This window comes from Bacillus sp. B-jedd (genome assembly GCF_000821085.1).
Lineage (GTDB): Bacteria > Bacillota > Bacilli > Bacillales > Cytobacillaceae > Bacillus_D.
The window spans coordinates 503,118-519,370 of the sequence record NZ_CCXR01000001.1; the positions used below are offsets into that span (position 1 = coordinate 503,118).

General features: G+C 45.8%; 15 protein-coding genes and 1 pseudogene. 14 read left to right on the plus strand and 2 right to left on the minus strand.

Features of this window, described 5'->3' with window-relative positions; all coding sequences use genetic code 11:
* Window positions 1-7 precede the first annotated feature (7 nt).
* Both BN1002_RS02445 and BN1002_RS02450 read left to right on the plus strand, forming a co-directional pair.
* A complete protein-coding gene (locus BN1002_RS02445) occupies window positions 8-841 on the plus strand; it encodes a carbohydrate ABC transporter permease (protein WP_048823462.1) in 834 nt (277 codons plus the stop codon).
* Between the two features lie 13 nt (window positions 842-854).
* Entirely contained in the window at window positions 855-3,134 is a 2,280-nt protein-coding gene (locus tag BN1002_RS02450; RefSeq protein ID WP_048823463.1) for a glycoside hydrolase family 65 protein, read from the plus strand.
* A 145-nt stretch (window positions 3,135-3,279) separates the two neighbouring features.
* Here the strand turns inward: BN1002_RS02450 and BN1002_RS02455 are convergent, their stop codons facing one another.
* Entirely contained in the window at window positions 3,280-3,720 is a 441-nt protein-coding gene (locus BN1002_RS02455; protein WP_048823464.1) for a cell wall hydrolase, read from the minus strand.
* Window positions 3,721-3,973: 253 nt separating this feature from the next.
* On the opposite strand from BN1002_RS02455, the gene pruA reads away from it, so the two are divergent.
* The 6 genes and pseudogenes from pruA to BN1002_RS02485 all read left to right on the plus strand — a co-directional run bounded on the left by pruA (window position 3,974) and on the right by BN1002_RS02485 (window position 9,042).
* A complete protein-coding gene (gene pruA, locus BN1002_RS02460) occupies window positions 3,974-5,605 on the plus strand; it encodes an L-glutamate gamma-semialdehyde dehydrogenase (RefSeq protein ID WP_048823465.1) in 1,632 nt (543 codons plus the stop codon).
* A 200-nt stretch (window positions 5,606-5,805) separates the two neighbouring features.
* Complete coding sequence (gene yiaA, locus BN1002_RS02465) at window positions 5,806-6,276, plus strand: inner membrane protein YiaA (RefSeq protein WP_048823466.1); 471 nt, start codon at window positions 5,806-5,808, stop codon at window positions 6,274-6,276.
* A 154-nt stretch (window positions 6,277-6,430) separates the two neighbouring features.
* Window positions 6,431-6,948: pseudogene (locus BN1002_RS02470) on the plus strand (DUF1456 family protein).
* A gap of 179 nt (window positions 6,949-7,127) precedes the next feature.
* The gene (locus tag BN1002_RS02475) at window positions 7,128-8,096 is read left to right on the plus strand and encodes an NAD(P)-dependent alcohol dehydrogenase (RefSeq protein ID WP_048823467.1); all 969 of its coding nucleotides are present in this window, start codon (window positions 7,128-7,130) and stop codon (window positions 8,094-8,096) included.
* 155 nt (window positions 8,097-8,251) lie between these two features.
* The gene (locus BN1002_RS02480; protein WP_048823468.1) at window positions 8,252-8,647 is read left to right on the plus strand and encodes a VOC family protein; all 396 of its coding nucleotides are present in this window, start codon (window positions 8,252-8,254) and stop codon (window positions 8,645-8,647) included.
* An 11-nt stretch (window positions 8,648-8,658) separates the two neighbouring features.
* Window positions 8,659-9,042, plus strand: coding sequence for an MmcQ/YjbR family DNA-binding protein (locus tag BN1002_RS02485; RefSeq protein ID WP_048823469.1), 384 nt, complete (start codon window positions 8,659-8,661; stop codon window positions 9,040-9,042).
* Between the two features lie 106 nt (window positions 9,043-9,148).
* Here the strand turns inward: BN1002_RS02485 and BN1002_RS02490 are convergent, their stop codons facing one another.
* The gene (locus BN1002_RS02490; protein WP_048823470.1) at window positions 9,149-9,352 is read right to left on the minus strand and encodes a TOBE domain-containing protein; all 204 of its coding nucleotides are present in this window, start codon (window positions 9,350-9,352) and stop codon (window positions 9,149-9,151) included.
* A gap of 504 nt (window positions 9,353-9,856) precedes the next feature.
* Between BN1002_RS02490 and BN1002_RS02495 the strand changes: the two genes are divergently transcribed.
* The 6 genes from BN1002_RS02495 to BN1002_RS02520 all read left to right on the plus strand — a co-directional run bounded on the left by BN1002_RS02495 (window position 9,857) and on the right by BN1002_RS02520 (window position 16,253).
* On the plus strand, window positions 9,857-10,486 hold the full coding sequence (locus BN1002_RS02495; protein WP_048823471.1) for a hypothetical protein: 630 nt from the start codon (window positions 9,857-9,859) through the stop codon (window positions 10,484-10,486).
* Window positions 10,487-10,496: 10 nt separating this feature from the next.
* Window positions 10,497-11,159: a response regulator transcription factor gene (locus BN1002_RS02500; protein WP_048823472.1), complete on the plus strand. Its 663-nt coding sequence runs from the start codon at window positions 10,497-10,499 to the stop codon at window positions 11,157-11,159.
* The gene (locus BN1002_RS02505) at window positions 11,149-12,537 is read left to right on the plus strand and encodes a sensor histidine kinase (protein WP_048823473.1); all 1,389 of its coding nucleotides are present in this window, start codon (window positions 11,149-11,151) and stop codon (window positions 12,535-12,537) included. The genes BN1002_RS02500 and BN1002_RS02505 overlap by 11 nt, the downstream gene beginning before the upstream one ends.
* Window positions 12,538-12,716: 179 nt before the next feature.
* Window positions 12,717-14,105 (plus strand): TldD/PmbA family protein, encoded by a 1,389-nt coding sequence (locus BN1002_RS02510; RefSeq protein WP_048823474.1) that lies wholly within the window; start codon window positions 12,717-12,719, stop codon window positions 14,103-14,105.
* A 3-nt stretch (window positions 14,106-14,108) separates the two neighbouring features.
* Window positions 14,109-15,443: a TldD/PmbA family protein gene (locus BN1002_RS02515; protein WP_048823475.1), complete on the plus strand. Its 1,335-nt coding sequence runs from the start codon at window positions 14,109-14,111 to the stop codon at window positions 15,441-15,443.
* Between the two features lie 42 nt (window positions 15,444-15,485).
* On the plus strand, window positions 15,486-16,253 hold the full coding sequence (locus BN1002_RS02520) for a hypothetical protein (RefSeq protein WP_048823476.1): 768 nt from the start codon (window positions 15,486-15,488) through the stop codon (window positions 16,251-16,253).

Here is a 16,253-nt window from a genome sequence, read left to right on the forward strand (position 1 = left end):
GAAAGGAATGCAATCTTCAAAACGGAAATTGTGGATCACGATTGGAGTGTTTGTCGCATTCTATTTATTTGCGATGGTATTCCCGTTTTTCTGGGTATTCATCACCTCCTTTAAAACATCCGGAGAAATCTTTGGGACAGGCGCGTTTAATGTCATCCCCGAAAATCCAACTCTAAGAAACTATGTTCAAATTCTTTTCGAAAAGGGAATATTAAACTCAATTAAAAATAGTTTTATCGTTGCCACGGTAACGACACTTTATGTGGTAATGGTCGCTACATTATCCGCTTATGCCATTTCCCGTTTCCATTTCAAAGGGAAGAATATATTGCTTGGCTTGATTCTGGCCGTTTCCATGTTTCCGCAAATGATTATGACAGGCCCGGTTTACAATCTATTCCTGGATTTGGGTTTTCTTAACTCGTATGCGATTGTTTTGCCTTATTCGACCATTACCCTCCCGATGGCTGTCTGGATCCTGGTCACTCATTTTAACCAGATCCCGCTTGCTCTGGAGGAATCGGCAAAAATTGATGGCGCCACCACCTTCCAGACACTATATAAAGTCATTTTCCCATTGGCTGCCCCAGGTGTGTTTACGGTTGCCATTATCACGTTCATCGCGGCGTGGAATGAATTTTTGCTGTCCATCACCCTGAATACAGAAAGTAATTATCACACGGTCCCGGTTGCCATTTCATTCCTTCGGACCCAGTTCGAAATCCTTTGGGGTGAAGTGTCTGCCGCAACAGTGATTGTTACGATTCCAACACTTATCATCGTCCTCTTCTTCCAAAAACAAATTGTTTCAGGACTGACAAGTGGCGGAGTAAAAGAATAGAGGTGTATTTTATATGTCCTGGAAAATCAACACAGATTCGCTGCAGGAGAACGAGCTTTTAAATGAAGAAAGCCTGTTTTTCACGGGCAATGGATACCTCGGGGTTCGCGGGAACTTTGAGGAAAATCTCCCTATCGATTACCCATCCATCCGCGGTACTTATATCAATGCGTTCCATGATATTGTCCCGATTGAGTACGGAGAGAAGCTGTACGGATTTCCTGAAACGCAGCAAAAACTGTTAAATGTCATCGATGCGCAAACCATTTGTATTCAGCTTGGTGACGAAAGCTTTTCTATGTTTGAAGGGGAGGTTATTTCGTATCAACGCACTCTTCATCTTGATAAAGGATTTACCGAAAGAAGTGTGCACTGGCGTTCCCCCGCTGGTAAGGAAGTCAAATTAACATTCCTTCGCCTTGCTTCTTTCAGTCATAAAGAGCTTTTTATGCAAAAGCTTATCATTGAACCTGTCAATTACTATGGGGAAATAACGATTGTTTCAAAGGTCAACGGGGATGTAACCAATTTTGCGGATAAAAATGACCCCCGGGTTTCGTCCGGCCATGCAAAACGGCTGAAACTCAATGAGGCCTTCCTGAAAGACGGTCTTGCCTATATTGAAGTGGAAGCGCTGGAATCAAAACTTAAAGCCAGCTGTGGCACTGTTCATTCCATCAGCCCAATGGCAGGTTATGAGGCCGAGGTAAATGGAGGATGTGCAGAGCTTACTTTCCGCGGGGCATTAACCGGAACAATCGTATTTGAGAAGAAGAGTGTCTATGCTGATACCCTTCGCCATGACGATGAGTTGCTAAAGAGCATAGAAAAAATCCATTCCCGTCTTTCAAAAGTTGATTTTGAAGAAGCCTTAATAGAACAGAGTGCCTACCTTGAAACGTTTTGGGTGGACACAGACATTCAAATAGAGGGCGATCAGCAGCTCCAGGAAGGAATCCGTTTCAATTTATTCCATCTCTTGCAATCGGCGGGCCGGGATAGGTTTTCCAATATAGCGGCGAAAGGGTTATCCGGAGAAGGATACGAGGGCCATTATTTCTGGGACACCGAGATTTATATGGTTCCCGTGTTCCTGCTCTCCAACCCTGAAATCGCTAGGCAGCTGCTATTATTCAGGAATTCCATCCTCGATGGAGCGAGGGAGCACGCGAAAATCATGGGGCACAAAAAAGGAGCCCTCTATCCTTGGCGAACGATCTCGGGGTCGGAATGCTCGTCCTACTTTCCGTCCGGTTCAGCGCAATACCATATTAGCGCGGATATCGCCTATAGCTTTGTCCAATATTATCTCGCGACCGGAGACATTGAATTTTTAAAAGAGTATGGCGCGGAAGTTTTATTTGAGACGGCAAGGATTTGGATTGAAGCAGGCCACTTTAAGGATGGACAGTTCAGGATCGATGCTGTGACCGGACCAGATGAATATACCTGTGTTGTGAACAATAACTACTATACAAATGTCATGGCAAAACATAATCTGAAGTGGGCTTTCAAAACGTATAAACTATTAAGCGGCACCGAGCCTGGACTTATTGAGAAGTGGGAAAAAGCTCTTGGGATTGAAAACGAAGAAGTGGAAGAATGGCTAAGGGCTGCCGATCAAATGTATCTTCCATACGACCCGGAACGGAACATAAATCCTCAGGACGATTCATTTTTGAATAAACAAAAGTGGGACCTGCAGGCCACACCAGAAGAGAAATTTCCCTTATTGCTGCATTTCCACCCATTAACATTGTATCGGTATCAAGTATGCAAGCAGGCAGATACAATTTTGGCCCATTTCCTTCTCGAGGATGAGCAGGATTCTGAAACGATGAAAAACTCGTATGATTACTATGAAACCATTACGACTCATGACTCGTCCCTTTCCTCCTGTGTCTTCAGCATTATGGCCGCCAAACACGGTTACAAGGAGAAAGCGTACGATTACTTTATCGAAACAGCGCGCCTTGATTTGGATAACACCCACGGGAATACAAAGGACGGACTTCATATGGCTAATATGGGCGGGACTTGGATGGCCATCATCTTTGGTTTTGCCGGGCTAAGGATTAAGGAAGAGGGGCTTTCCTTAAACCCTGTCCTTCCAGCCAAATGGAAAGGCTATACCTTCCCAATCCGTTATCAGGGCAGGAAGCTGCGCATTTCCGTTACTGAAACTGATATGAAAATCGAACTGGTTTCCGGTGAGGATATCGAAATCAAACTTTATGGAAAAAATCACTGTTTAGTCCAGGGAAAAACCACGGTAGTAACCGACACCCATTAACTGGGCAAAATGAAAGACTGCAAAAACACAAACGGTCCTTAACGAAGGAGTTTGGTTTTTGCAGTCTTTTGATCTAATTTGCAGAATTAAAAAGCCCGGCTCCTTTCCAAGAGTGAAAAGGGAATAAGATTGCTTAAAGACAAGTTTAAACGGTATAAACCCCTTCACAGGTGCCGGCTTGAGGTTCATAATAACAGTGGTTTTTGAATTGGCCGGCGAAAGGCTGGTCATACCATGTTGGGGGGCAGGGGGCATATGGATTGAAATACCATAGGGCATATTTCCCCGGGTGTTTCCTCCAAAAGTCCAAATTCTGCCTCGCTAATCTCTTTTCAACATCCCTTGCTCTTTGGTAAAACACATTCCCTTTTTGCACGGCTTCAAAGGAGTAATTTCCTCCCTGTACCTGAAAAATGACTTGGGGAATGCTCCTTAACCCTTTAAAGTCTAAACAATTTGATACTAAACGGTTTACAATGACATTTCCGACATAAAGCATCCCGAGTTTTCCTTCACCCTCAGCCTCCGCTCTCATCATCCTTGCCATCAAGGAAATGTCCGAATCCCGATACTTTGCTCTTGCCATAATCTCACCTCAACATACTGTATGTATGAATGCCTATGTTGGTGTAGGCTTTTCTGATGATAAGCCAAGTACATCCGAGGGCTCTTTTTGCAAAAAAACTGGCTATTTCCTGCCAGGAAAGGGTTCAAATCCCTATTCTTTCGTGTGCGCAAAGACAGCGCAAGAATAGAAAAAGTATGTTATAATTTTGTGGGTGCAAATAGATATATCTATATAATAGTGAAAGTATATGAACAGAAAGGGACGTGACAGAATGAGTAACGGAATTTTCAACTTGCCTACAGCTAAGAATGAGCCTGGCAATACGTATGCTCCAGGCACAAAAGAAAGAGAATCTTTAAAAGCGGAATTAAAGCGCCAATCAGAAAAGGTCGTAGAAATCCCTGTCATTATTAATGGGGAAGATATTAAGACAGATACGGTGAAGAAAGTAATTATGCCGCATGATCATCAGCATGTATTGGCTAACTTCCACCAAGCCGGCGAAAAAGAACTGCGCGATGCAATCGAAGCCGCAATGGCCGCGAAGGAAGCATGGGCAAATATGCCATGGGAACACCGCGCCGCTATTTTCCTGAAAGCAGCTGATTTAATTTCCGGTCCATACCGTGATGTCATGAATGCTGCAACGATGCTTGGCCAATCCAAGACAGCTTTCCAGTCTGAAATTGATGCCGCTCAGGAATTAATAGACTTCCTGCGTTTTGGCGTTGACTGTGCGAACCAAATCTATCAAATCCAGCCTGACAGCATGAAGAATATTTGGAACCGTACGGATTACCGCCCATTGGACGGTTTCGTACTGGCGATTTCTCCATTTAACTTCACTGCGATCGGTGGAAACCTGCCGGCAGCTCCAGCAATGATGGGGAACGTAGTCGTTTGGAAACCAGCTACAACTTCTGTTCTGGCAAACTACTACTTTATGAGGATTTTGGAAGAAGCAGGATTGCCTAAAGGCGTTATTAACTTTGTGCCTTCCCGCGGCTCCCAAGTATCTGAAATCGTTCTGACAGACCCTCGTATGTCTGGATTCCACTTCACTGGATCAACAGATACGTTCAATACAATCTGGAAGACAGTCGGCGAAAACATTTCGAAATATCAATCCTATCCTCGCCTTGTTGGGGAAACTGGCGGTAAGGATTTTGTGTTTGCCCACGAAACTGCCCAGGCGGATAAAGTTGCAGCCGCCCTTGTTCGCGGCGCATTTGAATACCAGGGACAAAAATGTTCAGCCGCTTCCCGCGCGTACATTCCTGCAAGCATGTGGGAAGAAGTTAAAGCCGGTCTGATCGAAGAAACAGCGAAGCTTAAAGTCGGTGACGTCCGTGACTTCAGGAATTTCATGGGCGCGGTTATTGATAAACCAGCTTTTGATTCCATCACTAGCTATATCGACTATGCGGCTGATTCCAAAGAAGCTGAAATTATCGCAGGCGGTACTTATGATGATTCTGTAGGCTATTTCGTTCAGCCGACCATCATCGTAACGACCAATCCAAACTTCAAGACAATGGTTGAAGAAATTTTCGGGCCAGTCCTGACCATTTATGTATATGAAAATGACAAGCTCGAAGAAACGCTTGATTCAATTGATTCAGCATCCATGTACGCATTGACTGGCGCTATTTTTGCACAAGATCGCCAGGTTATCATGCACTTGGAGCGCCGCCTATCAGGCGCAGCCGGCAACTTCTATATCAATGACAAGCCAACAGGCGCAATGGTGAACCAACAGCCATTCGGCGGTTCCCGCGGCTCAGGTACAAACGATAAAGCCGGTTCCATCTTTAACATGATTCGCTGGACAAGCCCACGCGTCATCAAAGAAAACTTCGTGCCAACAACTGACATCACTTATCCGTTCATGGACGAAGAATAAAATAATATTTGCAAAAAAAGCGGTTGAACCTATTGGGTTCAGCCGTTTTTTTTTATTGCCGTCCCGAAAAGATCGTTTTTGCGGGCAGAAGAAATACAGCTTTCTTTTGTTGTAATTTTCTATATAATGGATTTATATGGGAGCGCAACATAGCATCGTCGGTGCTCCATTCGAATTAAAGACGGGGGGAGAATTATTAAGTGTTAAATGAGAATGAAGTAATTTTGGATAAAGGAAAACAGCCTGATCTTAAAAAGAAACTGGAGCGCAGGGAAGGCGAACCGACTGCAGCATTCGTGGGAGCTTCCTGGGCCGCGCTGCTTGTGGGAGTGACCTCTTATCTCATCGGCTTGTACAATGCCGGGATGGAGCTGAACGAAAAGGGTTATTACTTCGCGATCCTGGTATTCGGCCTTTACTCTGCGGTCTCTTTGCAAAAGGCAGTCAGGGATAAAGATGAAGGAATTCCGGTTACAAACATTTATTATGGCATTAGCTGGTTTGCACTTATTGTTTCTATTTCATTAATGGCCATTGGCTTATACAACGCGGGAAGTATTGTCCTGAGCGAAAAAGGATTCTATGCGATGTCATTCGTTCTCAGCGTGTTCGCGGCAATTACAATCCAGAAAAATATCAGGGATACACAGAGAGCGAGAGAAAGGGACTGATTATCCCTTTTCCAAAAATGAACCACCTGCTGCCAGCTTATCGAGTTGGGAACGGGTGGTTTTTAATTTTGTTCCTGGTCCCATCCAATTTTAATATAAAGTAGAATTCTATTAACACCATGGGTAAAATAGAGATAACTTATCATGGAACTGCATGAATACAGGAGGTCTTCAGTTGGAAAACAATGATATTTTAATCAGGGTGCGTTATGCGCTGGATATAAAAGATAATGATATGGTGAAGATTTTTAAGCTGGGCGGCGTTGACGTCACCAAGGAAGACGTGCTAACGATGCTGACTAAGCCAAAGGATGATTTTGAAGAAGATGACTGGGAAATGAAAATTAATAACACTAGGCTGGAGTCCTTTTTTAATGGGCTTGTCACATTTAAAAGAGGGCCGCGGGAAAAAAACCCGGCCAGTCGAATTCAACCCCAGCTTCTTTAATCAGCAATGAACCAGTAAATAATATGTTGTTGAAAAAACTGAAAATCGCACTCTCCCTGACCAGCGAAGACATGATCGAAATATTGGCGATGGCGGGAGTCACGATCACAAAAGGGGAACTTAGTGCTCTTTTGCGAAAAAAGGGCCATAAAAATTATAAAGAATGCGGCGATAAATATGCCAGGAACTTCTTGAAGGGATTAGCGGTCAAGAATAGAGGTTAAAGGTCATTGAAGGCAGTTCAACCTGATAAAAGGGAGCTGCCTTTTTTATTTTTGCCGGATGGAAACTTTTTGCACTTTTGTTCGTATTTAAGAACAAGTAAACACAACCCAATAGGAGGTTTAAACGTTGCTTAGCTCGAATACCTTAACTTAACGAAGTTAAAATGAGGAGTGGTTCGATGAAAGCAATCGTTTGTAAAAAGTATGGCACGCCTGAAGTTTTTGAATTGCATGAGGTTGAAAAGCCTGTTCCCAAAGACGAACAAGTTTTAGTAAAGGTTCACGCTGCATCTGTTAATTTTGGCAATTTGGTCCTGATGAAGGGTGAGCCATACTTAGCTCGTCTTGTGTTTGGATTGACGAAGCCGAAGTACCCAATACCCGGTGGCGACATAGCTGGAACGGTTGAAGCAGTTGGAAAGGATGTCCGGCAATTTAAGGTTGGCGATGAGGTATTTGGAGATCTTTCAGGGTGCGGATGGGGAGGCTACGCCGAATATGCGGCTGTCCCGGAAAGCGCGCTCGCCCGAAAGCCAGCCAATATTACTTTCGAAGAAGCGGCCGGAACCCCAATGGCCGCGGTCACTGCCCTCCAAGGCCTTCGGGATAAGGGGAAAGTTCAGGCAGGGCAAAAAATCCTGATCAATGGAGCCTCTGGCGGAGTCGGAACATTCGCCGTGCAAATTGCTAAATCCTTCGGCGCGGAGGTAACGGCTGTGTGTAGCAGCAGGAATGTCGATATCGCCAGAACGATTGGGGCAGACCATGTTATTGACTACACGAAGGAAAATTTCACCGAAGGCTCACAGCAATATGATCTGATCCTTGGAGTAAATGGCCACCATCCGATATCAGCTTATAAACGAGCTTTGAAAACCGGGGGAAGGTTTGTCCACGTTGGAGGATCTGAATCGCAAATGTTCCAGACGATGCTTCTTGGCCCTTGGTTTTCACTGACAGGAAGCAGGAAAATGAGCAATTTTTTGCAAAGGGCCAATCAACAAGATTTAAACCTCATAAAAGACCTCGTTGAAGCCGGCAAAATAAAACCCATCATCGACAAGCAATACAAATTAAGCGAAGTTCGCGAAGCATTTCGCTATTTTGCAGAAGGGCATGCCCAAGGGAAAGTAGTGATTACGGTTTAAAATTTAAGCCCCTTTTTTATAGGAAAACAAAAACAACTCCCTTTTTATTTTTCTAAATATTGTGTTTACTTAATCAACTAATAGTTATAATAATAGATAGCAAACCTTGAAGTACGTTTAAAGCAAAAAAAATCTTATAATAGAAGGTGCAAATGATGGGTAGATTAATTCATTTCGAAATTCATGTGGATGACATGGAGCGGGCTAAGAAATTTTATGGTGAGGTTTTCGGCTGGTCGTTTCAGGATTGGAGCGAGTATGCGGGAATGCCTTACTATGGCGCGGTGACTGGTAATGAAGAGGAACATGGCATCAATGGGGCTTTAATGAAGCGGCAAGGGGCCAGGCCGGAACCAAACCAGGCAATGAATGGCTTTGCCTGCACAATGGGCGTGGGAGATTACGATTCAACTGAATCTAAAATTCTCGAGAATGGCGGCCAGGTTGCCATGGCGAAACATGCCTTGCCCGGAATGGCGTGGCAGGGATATTACCTTGATACCGAAGGAAATATTTTCGGAATCCATCAGCCTGATGTGAATGCAAAATAGGATCATTCAAAATGGAAAATATGTTTGAAAACGATTCAGATGTGATTTTAGAAAAATTGCGTGCGATTTGCCTTGCGCTCCCAGAAGCAGTTGAGCTAATAGACGGATTTGGCCACAATACTTTTAAAGTAAACGGTAAATCATTTGTTATTTCAGGCGAGAGCGATAAAGGATTTAGACTATCGTTCAAGTCGGACAGAAAAACTCAGGAATTTTTGCTTCATAACGATTATTTTTTCAGAACTCCTTACATAGGCCAGCATGGCTGGGTATCCATTCAGAATCCTGCTGGGGAGCAGTGGGACGAACTGACAGGGCTTATCCAAGAGGCCTACTTGCGCGCGGCACCAAAACGTTTGGTCAAGCAATGGATGGAGTCCCGGGAAAAGGAATGAACCAACAGGCTTAGTAACTTTATTTAAATGATAAAAAACCACCCTTTCTTCAATTAGGCATTGAGGAAAACGGTGGTTTTTTATTTTTGCCTGAGTAAGCTTGGGATTACTTCGCAATCATGACGGAGCTTGATTTAATGACCGCTGTTGCCTCGTCCCCAACCTGAAGTTCCATGGATTCAGCGGAAGTTGTCGTGATGCTTGCAATAATCTCAATGCCGTTCGCGTCAATTGTAAGTTCCGTAGAAACCGGCCCTTCTTTCATGTCCCTAACCGTACCTTTAATTTGGTTCCGCGCAGATAGCTTCAAAATGATCACCTCGCTTTGTCATTAGTGAACTTTCAGCATATCACTTACCCCTTCCAAATAATTTCCAAACTAAAATAGTAGAAGACTTAGAGCCCGAACCGTGGTGGCTGGATGGTCCTTCGGTCACTAAGGGCCGATTTAGAGCCCGAACCGCGGTGGCTGAATGGTCCTTCGGTCACTAAAGGCCGATTTAGAGCCCGAACAGCGATGGCTGAATGGTCCTTCGGTCACTAAAGGCCGAGTTAGTGCCCGAACAGCCACCGCAGCTTAGTCCTTCGGTCACTAAAGGCTGACTTAGAGCGTGAACAGGGGTAGAGAAGTTGTCCAGATGCAAATTCGCGGAAGATTTCCTTTTTGGAGCGGAAATCAACCGTAAGATTTGATGATAATAAAAGTTAACCAATATCTATGACTTGCAGCTCTTGACTGGAGCTGCTTTTTTTCACCATCTTTTCACTTTCCCCGTTTATGATACCAATATCAAACTAGACGGAGTGGTGGAAGATGAAGAAGTGGAAAGTATATATCCCGGCGATCATCGTTGTGCTGATTTGCACGGCTTTACTAATATATGAGTTTTATGCAGCCCCAACTGGAGGTCCGCACGTCCGTGGCCCGCATCCGGAAGACGGGTTTCATCCGGACGGCAAGCATTTTGGAAAAAGCCCTCTCCATGAAGTATTCAACTGGTTCGGGACGTTGGCGATTATTGGCGGGGCGGTTACGTATTCCTGGGTACGTTTCAAGAAAAAGCTGAAATCCCAGTCTCCGTTGATTAAAAGGTTTTCAAAGCTTCTGTTTCGTGTGCATAATATAGTTGGATATGCCATTCTCATTCTTGGTATGGCACATGGCGCTTATTATTTGTTGACTGAAAAACTGGCCCACAAAGGCATGTTGAGCGGCATTGCGGCCTTTGTTCTGCTTTTGGCGGTTGGTGTTTACGGATTTTTAATCAGAAGATTGAAGAATAAATACACAAGGAAGGTCCATTTTTGGGTAAGCAATGCCTCACTGATCGCGCTTTTAATCCACGCGGGGGGATCGTTTATCGGACCGGCCGCGGCGACGCTCGCTATTTGGGGCATTATTGAAGTCGCCGAAAGGACTGTTTGGCAAAAACGGCTCGCTTAGGAGTGTAGAAATGAATATTTTATTGGCTGAAGACGATATGAAGCTTGGGCAGCTTGTTTCCCATATGCTAAAGAAAAAGGGCGGATATCGGGTCGATTGGGTCGAGCATGGCGAAGACGCTTATGATTACGCGCTTGCTTCCCATTACGATGTCCTCGTTCTCGATTGGATGATGCCAGAGAAGGATGGAGTCACCGTCTGCCGGGATCTTCGGTCGGAAGGGTATGGCGGGCCAATTCTCATGCTGACGGCGAAGGATGCCATCCAGGATCGGGTCGATGGGCTTGATGCCGGAGCGGACGATTATTTGGTGAAGCCGTTTGAAATTGACGAACTTTTAGCCCGGATTCGCGCGCTGGCCCGCCGTAATTTTGCCCCGATTCAAGAGGAAGTTGTCCCATTTGGGCGGTATACCTTGAATCGGACAAGCCGTAATCTTTACGTCGACGGACATGAAATTCAGCTTTCTCCCCGGGAATTCCAATTGCTTGATCTTCTTTTGCAAAATAAAGGGCAGGTCCTGACGAGGGATATTCTCCTTGACCGGATTTGGGGATATGATGCGGACGTTTCTTATAAAATTGTCGACGCGACAGTGAAGCTGCTGCGTAAAAAACTGGGTGCGGATCTGATTCAAAGCATCCGCGGGGTAGGGTATAAACTTGAAGGATAAACTACAAACTTGGCGGCAGCGCTTATTTGGCGGGGATGTCCTCAGCCGGACGCAAAAGCGCTTAACATTTTATAACAGCGGGCTGCTGATGGTGCTGCTGATTCTGTTTGCTATCATCGTCTATTTGCTTTTATATAGTGTCATGGCGGTTCAAGAGAAACAGAATTTGCAGAATCTGATTAACCAGACGCTAGTGTATCAGGGGGAAGTTCAAGAAAAAACAGAAAATCTGCGGGAAGATCCGTTAATGGCTGTGAACGAAGATTTATTCTATTATGCGATTGTCGATTCAGCGGGAAATGAGCTCGCCGGAAACTCCCGGATCAGGCCAATCCAGCAAACGATTTCCGCCAGCATTCGGGGCTGGGTTCCGAGAGAAGGGGAAACGAAATCCGCCGAATTTACCATTCCCCGTCCATCCGGGATTGGCGGGATGCATCGCCATATGGAACGCTTTGAAGAACATCCGGTCCATCTTCTGATAGCCGGGAAACCGATTTATAAGGGCAGACAGCTTGCAGGGATTGTTTACGTGGGAATTGATCAAACCACTCATAAAAAGCTGTTCAGGGTGCTGCTCTGGATTTTGATCAATTTGGTCTTGTCCTTCTATTTAGTCGCGTTATGGGTCAGCCACATTATGGCAAAAAAGGCCATGGAACCTGTTCGGAAGTCTTTTGCGAGGCAAAGGGAGTTTGTCGCGGATGCCTCACATGAATTGAGGACTCCGCTTAGCGTCCTTCATACATCCATTGAGGTCCTCGAGATGGAGGAGGAAGAGTCATTCTCCGATTATTCACGGCAGGTAGTCGATGATATGAAGGATGAAGTGAAACGGATGACAAAGCTCGTCGGCGACTTGCTGACACTGGCGCGGATGGATTCAGGAAAGGCCGATGTCATCCTCACTCCGTTTGATATAGGGCCTTTTGCGGAGCAAATCGTCCGTTCCATCCAGCCGATCGCCGCGCAAAAAGGCATTCAAGTCGATGCGCAACTTTTGCCAAGCCTTGAAGTAGTGGGAGATGCCGAAAAGCTGAGGCAGCTATTCTACATTTTGCTTGATAACGCGATGAAATACACTCCAGAAAACGGGAGGATCCACGTTGCCCTTGAAATAAAAGATAAGTATTGGGAGTTGCGTGTGAAAGATTCTGGCGTCGGCATCAGTCCGGAAGACCAGAAGAAGATATTCGATCGGTTTTACCGCGCTGACAAGCACCGCTCCCGCCAGCATGGCGGCACTGGGCTTGGCCTGTCTATTGCCCGGTGGATTGTTGCCTCGCATAAAGGTGATATTTTTGTCAAAAGTGAATACGGAAAAGGAAGTGAATTTATTGTCACCATTCCTCTTTCCATCCAGCAGGCTGCCACTTGAGAAGTGGCAGTTTTTTTGTTGCAAAATTTTATATTGGGGCAGCACCTTATTAGGTAGGCAGTGTATTTTGTGTGATTTTTGGGAATGTTCAGCCAAAATTAGAGGGATAATTCCCTGGCCAATCGAATAGTTTATAAGATGGATTTGCAAAAGTTCCATTTTAATAGGAGGAGGTCAATATGCTAAGTAAAAGTTTGATTGAAGATGTTCTGACAGCAGCTTTATCGACTGGCGGGGATTTCTCTGAAGTTTTCATTGAGGACCGGTTTACGAATAATTTGACACTGCAAAGCGGGAAAATTGAAACAGCGCTGTCCGGCCGTGACTTTGGGGTCGGCATCCGGGTGTTCAAAGGATTCCAGAGTGTGTATGCGTATACAACAGATTTTGAAAAAGAGGGGCTATTGAAAGCGGCGAACCGCGCGGCCCAGGCAATCAAAGGAACGCCGGAAACGAGGCTGGTATCGTTTGAGCAGCAATCCGCAGGCATCATTCATCCGATCAGAATCATGCCGCAGGAAGTGGGGAAATCCCGGAAGGCTGCTGTCTTGAACGCGGCATACGAGAAGACGAAAAACTATCATTCTTCGATTGCGCAAGTGACTGCCCGCTATATGGATGAGGAGCAGAATGTCCTCATTGCCAACTCAGAAGGGACTTTCATCGAAGATAAACGGGTCCGCTCCAGACTGGCGATCCAGGCGGTTGCTGTCCGCGGAAATCAGATGGAGACTGGTTTTTACGGCCCTGGCGCAATGCGGGGATTTGAGTTTTTTGAAAATCTGAATCTGGACCATTACGCCAATGAAGCGGCCCGGATTGCGGTAACAATGCTCGATGCGGCTCCATGCCCAAGCGGTAAGTTCCCTGTCATCATCGATAATGAATTCGGCGGCGTCATTTTTCATGAAGCTTGCGGCCATGGCCTTGAAGCGACAGCTGTGGCAAAAGACAATTCTGTTTTCGCCAATCGGATCGGCGAAAGGGTAGCGCCGGAAATCGTTTCGTATATTGATGATGGGACAATTCAGAATGAATGGGGTTCAATCAATATCGACGATGAGGGCGAAAAGGCACGGAAAAATGTCCTGATTGAAAATGGAATTCTGAAAGGTTATTTGATTGATAAATTCAATTCGCGGCGGATGGGGATGGAATCGACCGGTTCCGGGAGAAGGGAATCCTTCCGGTTTGCACCGACCTCCAGGATGACGAATACATACATTGCCCCGGGCAAATCGACGCCGGAAGAGATTATATCGAATACCGAACGTGGGCTTTATGCGAAGTATATGGGCGGCGGTCAGGTCAATACGGCAACAGGGGATTACAATTTTGCCATTATGGAAGCCTATGAGGTCAATAACGGGAAGCTAGGCAAGCCGTTGAAAGGCGCCACGTTAATTGGAAACGGCCCGAAAACCCTGCAGCTCGTTGATATGGTTGGCAACAATTTGGGCCACGGAGCGGGAATGTGCGGTTCCATGAGCGGAAGCATCCCGGTGAACGTGGGCCAGCCGATGATTCGCGTCAGTGAAATCACTGTTGGCGGGACAAAGGGGGAATAAACGATGAAGATTCAAGAGTTGCTGTTCCGTGAAGCGGAAAAGAACGGGTTTACGGATGTGGAAGTTTATTTTGAAAAGAAAGAAGTATTTGGCTGCAAAGTGTATAAAGGCGAAATTGATCAGTATGAGGTCGCCGAGGATGGCGGCCTGTCGTTCCGCGGTAAAATTGATGGGAGAATGGGTTACGCTTATACGGAAAAAGTCGACGAGGCCTCCATTCCTTTCCTGATCCGGAATGCCAAGGAAAATGCCGAAATTCTGAATGCCGATGATGCTGAGGAGATTTTCGCGGGAAGCAGCCACTATGAGCAGGGAGATTTCTTTTCAGAAGAATTGGAAGAAGTAAGTATTGTCGACAAAATTGAATTTGTTAAAGAGGTTGAAAGGGAACTTCTCGCTCTTGACCCGCGCATCCAGCCGACGGATTATTGCATGATTCGGAATGAGTCGGTAACGAGAACTCTTTCCAATAACAAGGGACTCAATGTGAGTGACCGGCTAAATTTTTTATTTGCCTATCTAGAAGCGATTGTGAAGGATGGCGAAGAAATCAAGACAGCGTTTGAATTTCAGGTGACAAAAGATTTCGAATCGCTAAACGCTAAGGAGATTGCGAAAAAAGCCGCAGATCAGGCGTTGGCGCAACTGGGCTCAAAGTCAATCGAGAGCAAAAATTATCCTGTGTTGCTCAGGAACGATGCAGCGGCAAATCTCTTATCTGTTTATTCAGCGAATTTCTCCGCCGAGGAAACGCAGGCCGGCAAATCCCCATTGAAGGATAAAGGCGGCCAGGCGATTGCGTCCGATAAAGTAACGATTGTCGACGATCCTTTCCTTGAAGGCGGCTTTGGCTGCCGGACATTTGACAGCGAGGGAGTCGCCACAAGCAAATTGACCGTCATGGAGTCTGGCGTTCTGCAAAACTTGCTCCATAATCAAAAAACGGCGAAAAAAGCGGGGACGGAAACAACGGGGCATGCATATAAGCAATCGTATAAGTCAGCCGTCAAAGTCGGGCCATCCAATTTTTATATAGAGCCTGCTTCAAAGAATTTGGATGAGTTGCTCGGCGGAATGGACGAAGGAGTTCTAATTACGGAGCTTTCCGGGCTGCATTCAGGGACCAATACGGTATCCGGGGACTTTTCGGTTGCGGCGAATGGCTTTTACGTGAAAGATGGCAAAGTCCAGCATCCTGTTAATTTGATGACGATTGCCGGCAATTTCTACGATATGCTTGCCGGGGTTGAAGATGTTGGCTCTGACTTGATTTTCCCAATGCTGCCGATCGGTTCTCCGTCAATCCTTGTGAAGTCGCTGTCTGTGACGGTGGAGTAAGGGTGATTTTTAGCAGAGGGTAATGTTTTTAGGGTGTGAATAGTGTCATGTACGACTGCCGCCGAATTTGGCGGCGGTTTTTTATTTTCCAAAAAATTCTCCTGCGGCATCGATTCTTTCACTATCTTTTCTCTTTTCTTTCCTATACTCCAAGTAGTCAAACAGAAAGGAATGATGAAAGTGGAAAAGAAAAAGAAGAAAAGTGGGTTTAGGTGGCTTCTTGGAGGCTTCGCCCTGCTGGCCGTTGTCTTGGTTGCCCTTCATTTTGCCGGAAGGAACGGGATGATTCACCAGTATTACTTCCCGGGGCAAAGTCAGGCGCAGGGTTTCATGCAGGATACGTTCCAGAAAGGGAAGGAGATTACCGGCAATTTTAATGGCCAAGCCTTTGAGGGCAGAGGTGGTATGATGCATGGCGGAATGGGACACGGCCCGAAATTCGGACAGCCCGGAGATATGATGGGCAGGCACCATGGATTTAATGGCCACCACGGCTTCGGATTTGGGTTTGGGGGCATCTTCTTTGTACTTGGCGGACTGCTGCTTGCACTGATTGGCCTGTATGTCAGGGGAAAAAGCGATAAGAAATGGCTCGGTAATGCATTGATTGTCCTAGGGCTTCTGCCGCTCTTGGCAAGGCTCCCAATCCTGCCGCTCATTCTCATTGGTGTCATTGTTTACTGGCTGGTAAAGAAAGTCCGCCCAGGCCAAAAATTCGAAGCAGCACCTGTTTCCTTCCAGCCGGAACCATCTATGAATGGACAGTTCCTGGATGAATGGGAACGCACAAATAACAAGGAGGAAAACTAA

Coding starts and splice junctions, on each gene's coding strand:
- BN1002_RS02445 (WP_048823462.1), top strand. CDS start 8: ATGCAATCTTCAAAACGGAAATTGTGGATCACGATTGGAGTGTTTGTC.
- BN1002_RS02450 (WP_048823463.1), top strand. CDS start 855: ATGTCCTGGAAAATCAACACAGATTCGCTGCAGGAGAACGAGCTTTTA.
- BN1002_RS02455 (WP_048823464.1), bottom strand. CDS start 3,720: ATGGCAAGAGCAAAGTATCGGGATTCGGACATTTCCTTGATGGCAAGG.
- pruA (WP_048823465.1), top strand. CDS start 3,974: ATGAGTAACGGAATTTTCAACTTGCCTACAGCTAAGAATGAGCCTGGC.
- BN1002_RS02475 (WP_048823467.1), top strand. CDS start 7,128: ATGAAAGCAATCGTTTGTAAAAAGTATGGCACGCCTGAAGTTTTTGAA.
- BN1002_RS02480 (WP_048823468.1), top strand. CDS start 8,252: ATGGGTAGATTAATTCATTTCGAAATTCATGTGGATGACATGGAGCGG.
- BN1002_RS02485 (WP_048823469.1), top strand. CDS start 8,659: ATGGAAAATATGTTTGAAAACGATTCAGATGTGATTTTAGAAAAATTG.
- BN1002_RS02495 (WP_048823471.1), top strand. CDS start 9,857: ATGAAGAAGTGGAAAGTATATATCCCGGCGATCATCGTTGTGCTGATT.
- BN1002_RS02500 (WP_048823472.1), top strand. CDS start 10,497: ATGAATATTTTATTGGCTGAAGACGATATGAAGCTTGGGCAGCTTGTT.
- BN1002_RS02510 (WP_048823474.1), top strand. CDS start 12,717: ATGCTAAGTAAAAGTTTGATTGAAGATGTTCTGACAGCAGCTTTATCG.
- BN1002_RS02515 (WP_048823475.1), top strand. CDS start 14,109: ATGAAGATTCAAGAGTTGCTGTTCCGTGAAGCGGAAAAGAACGGGTTT.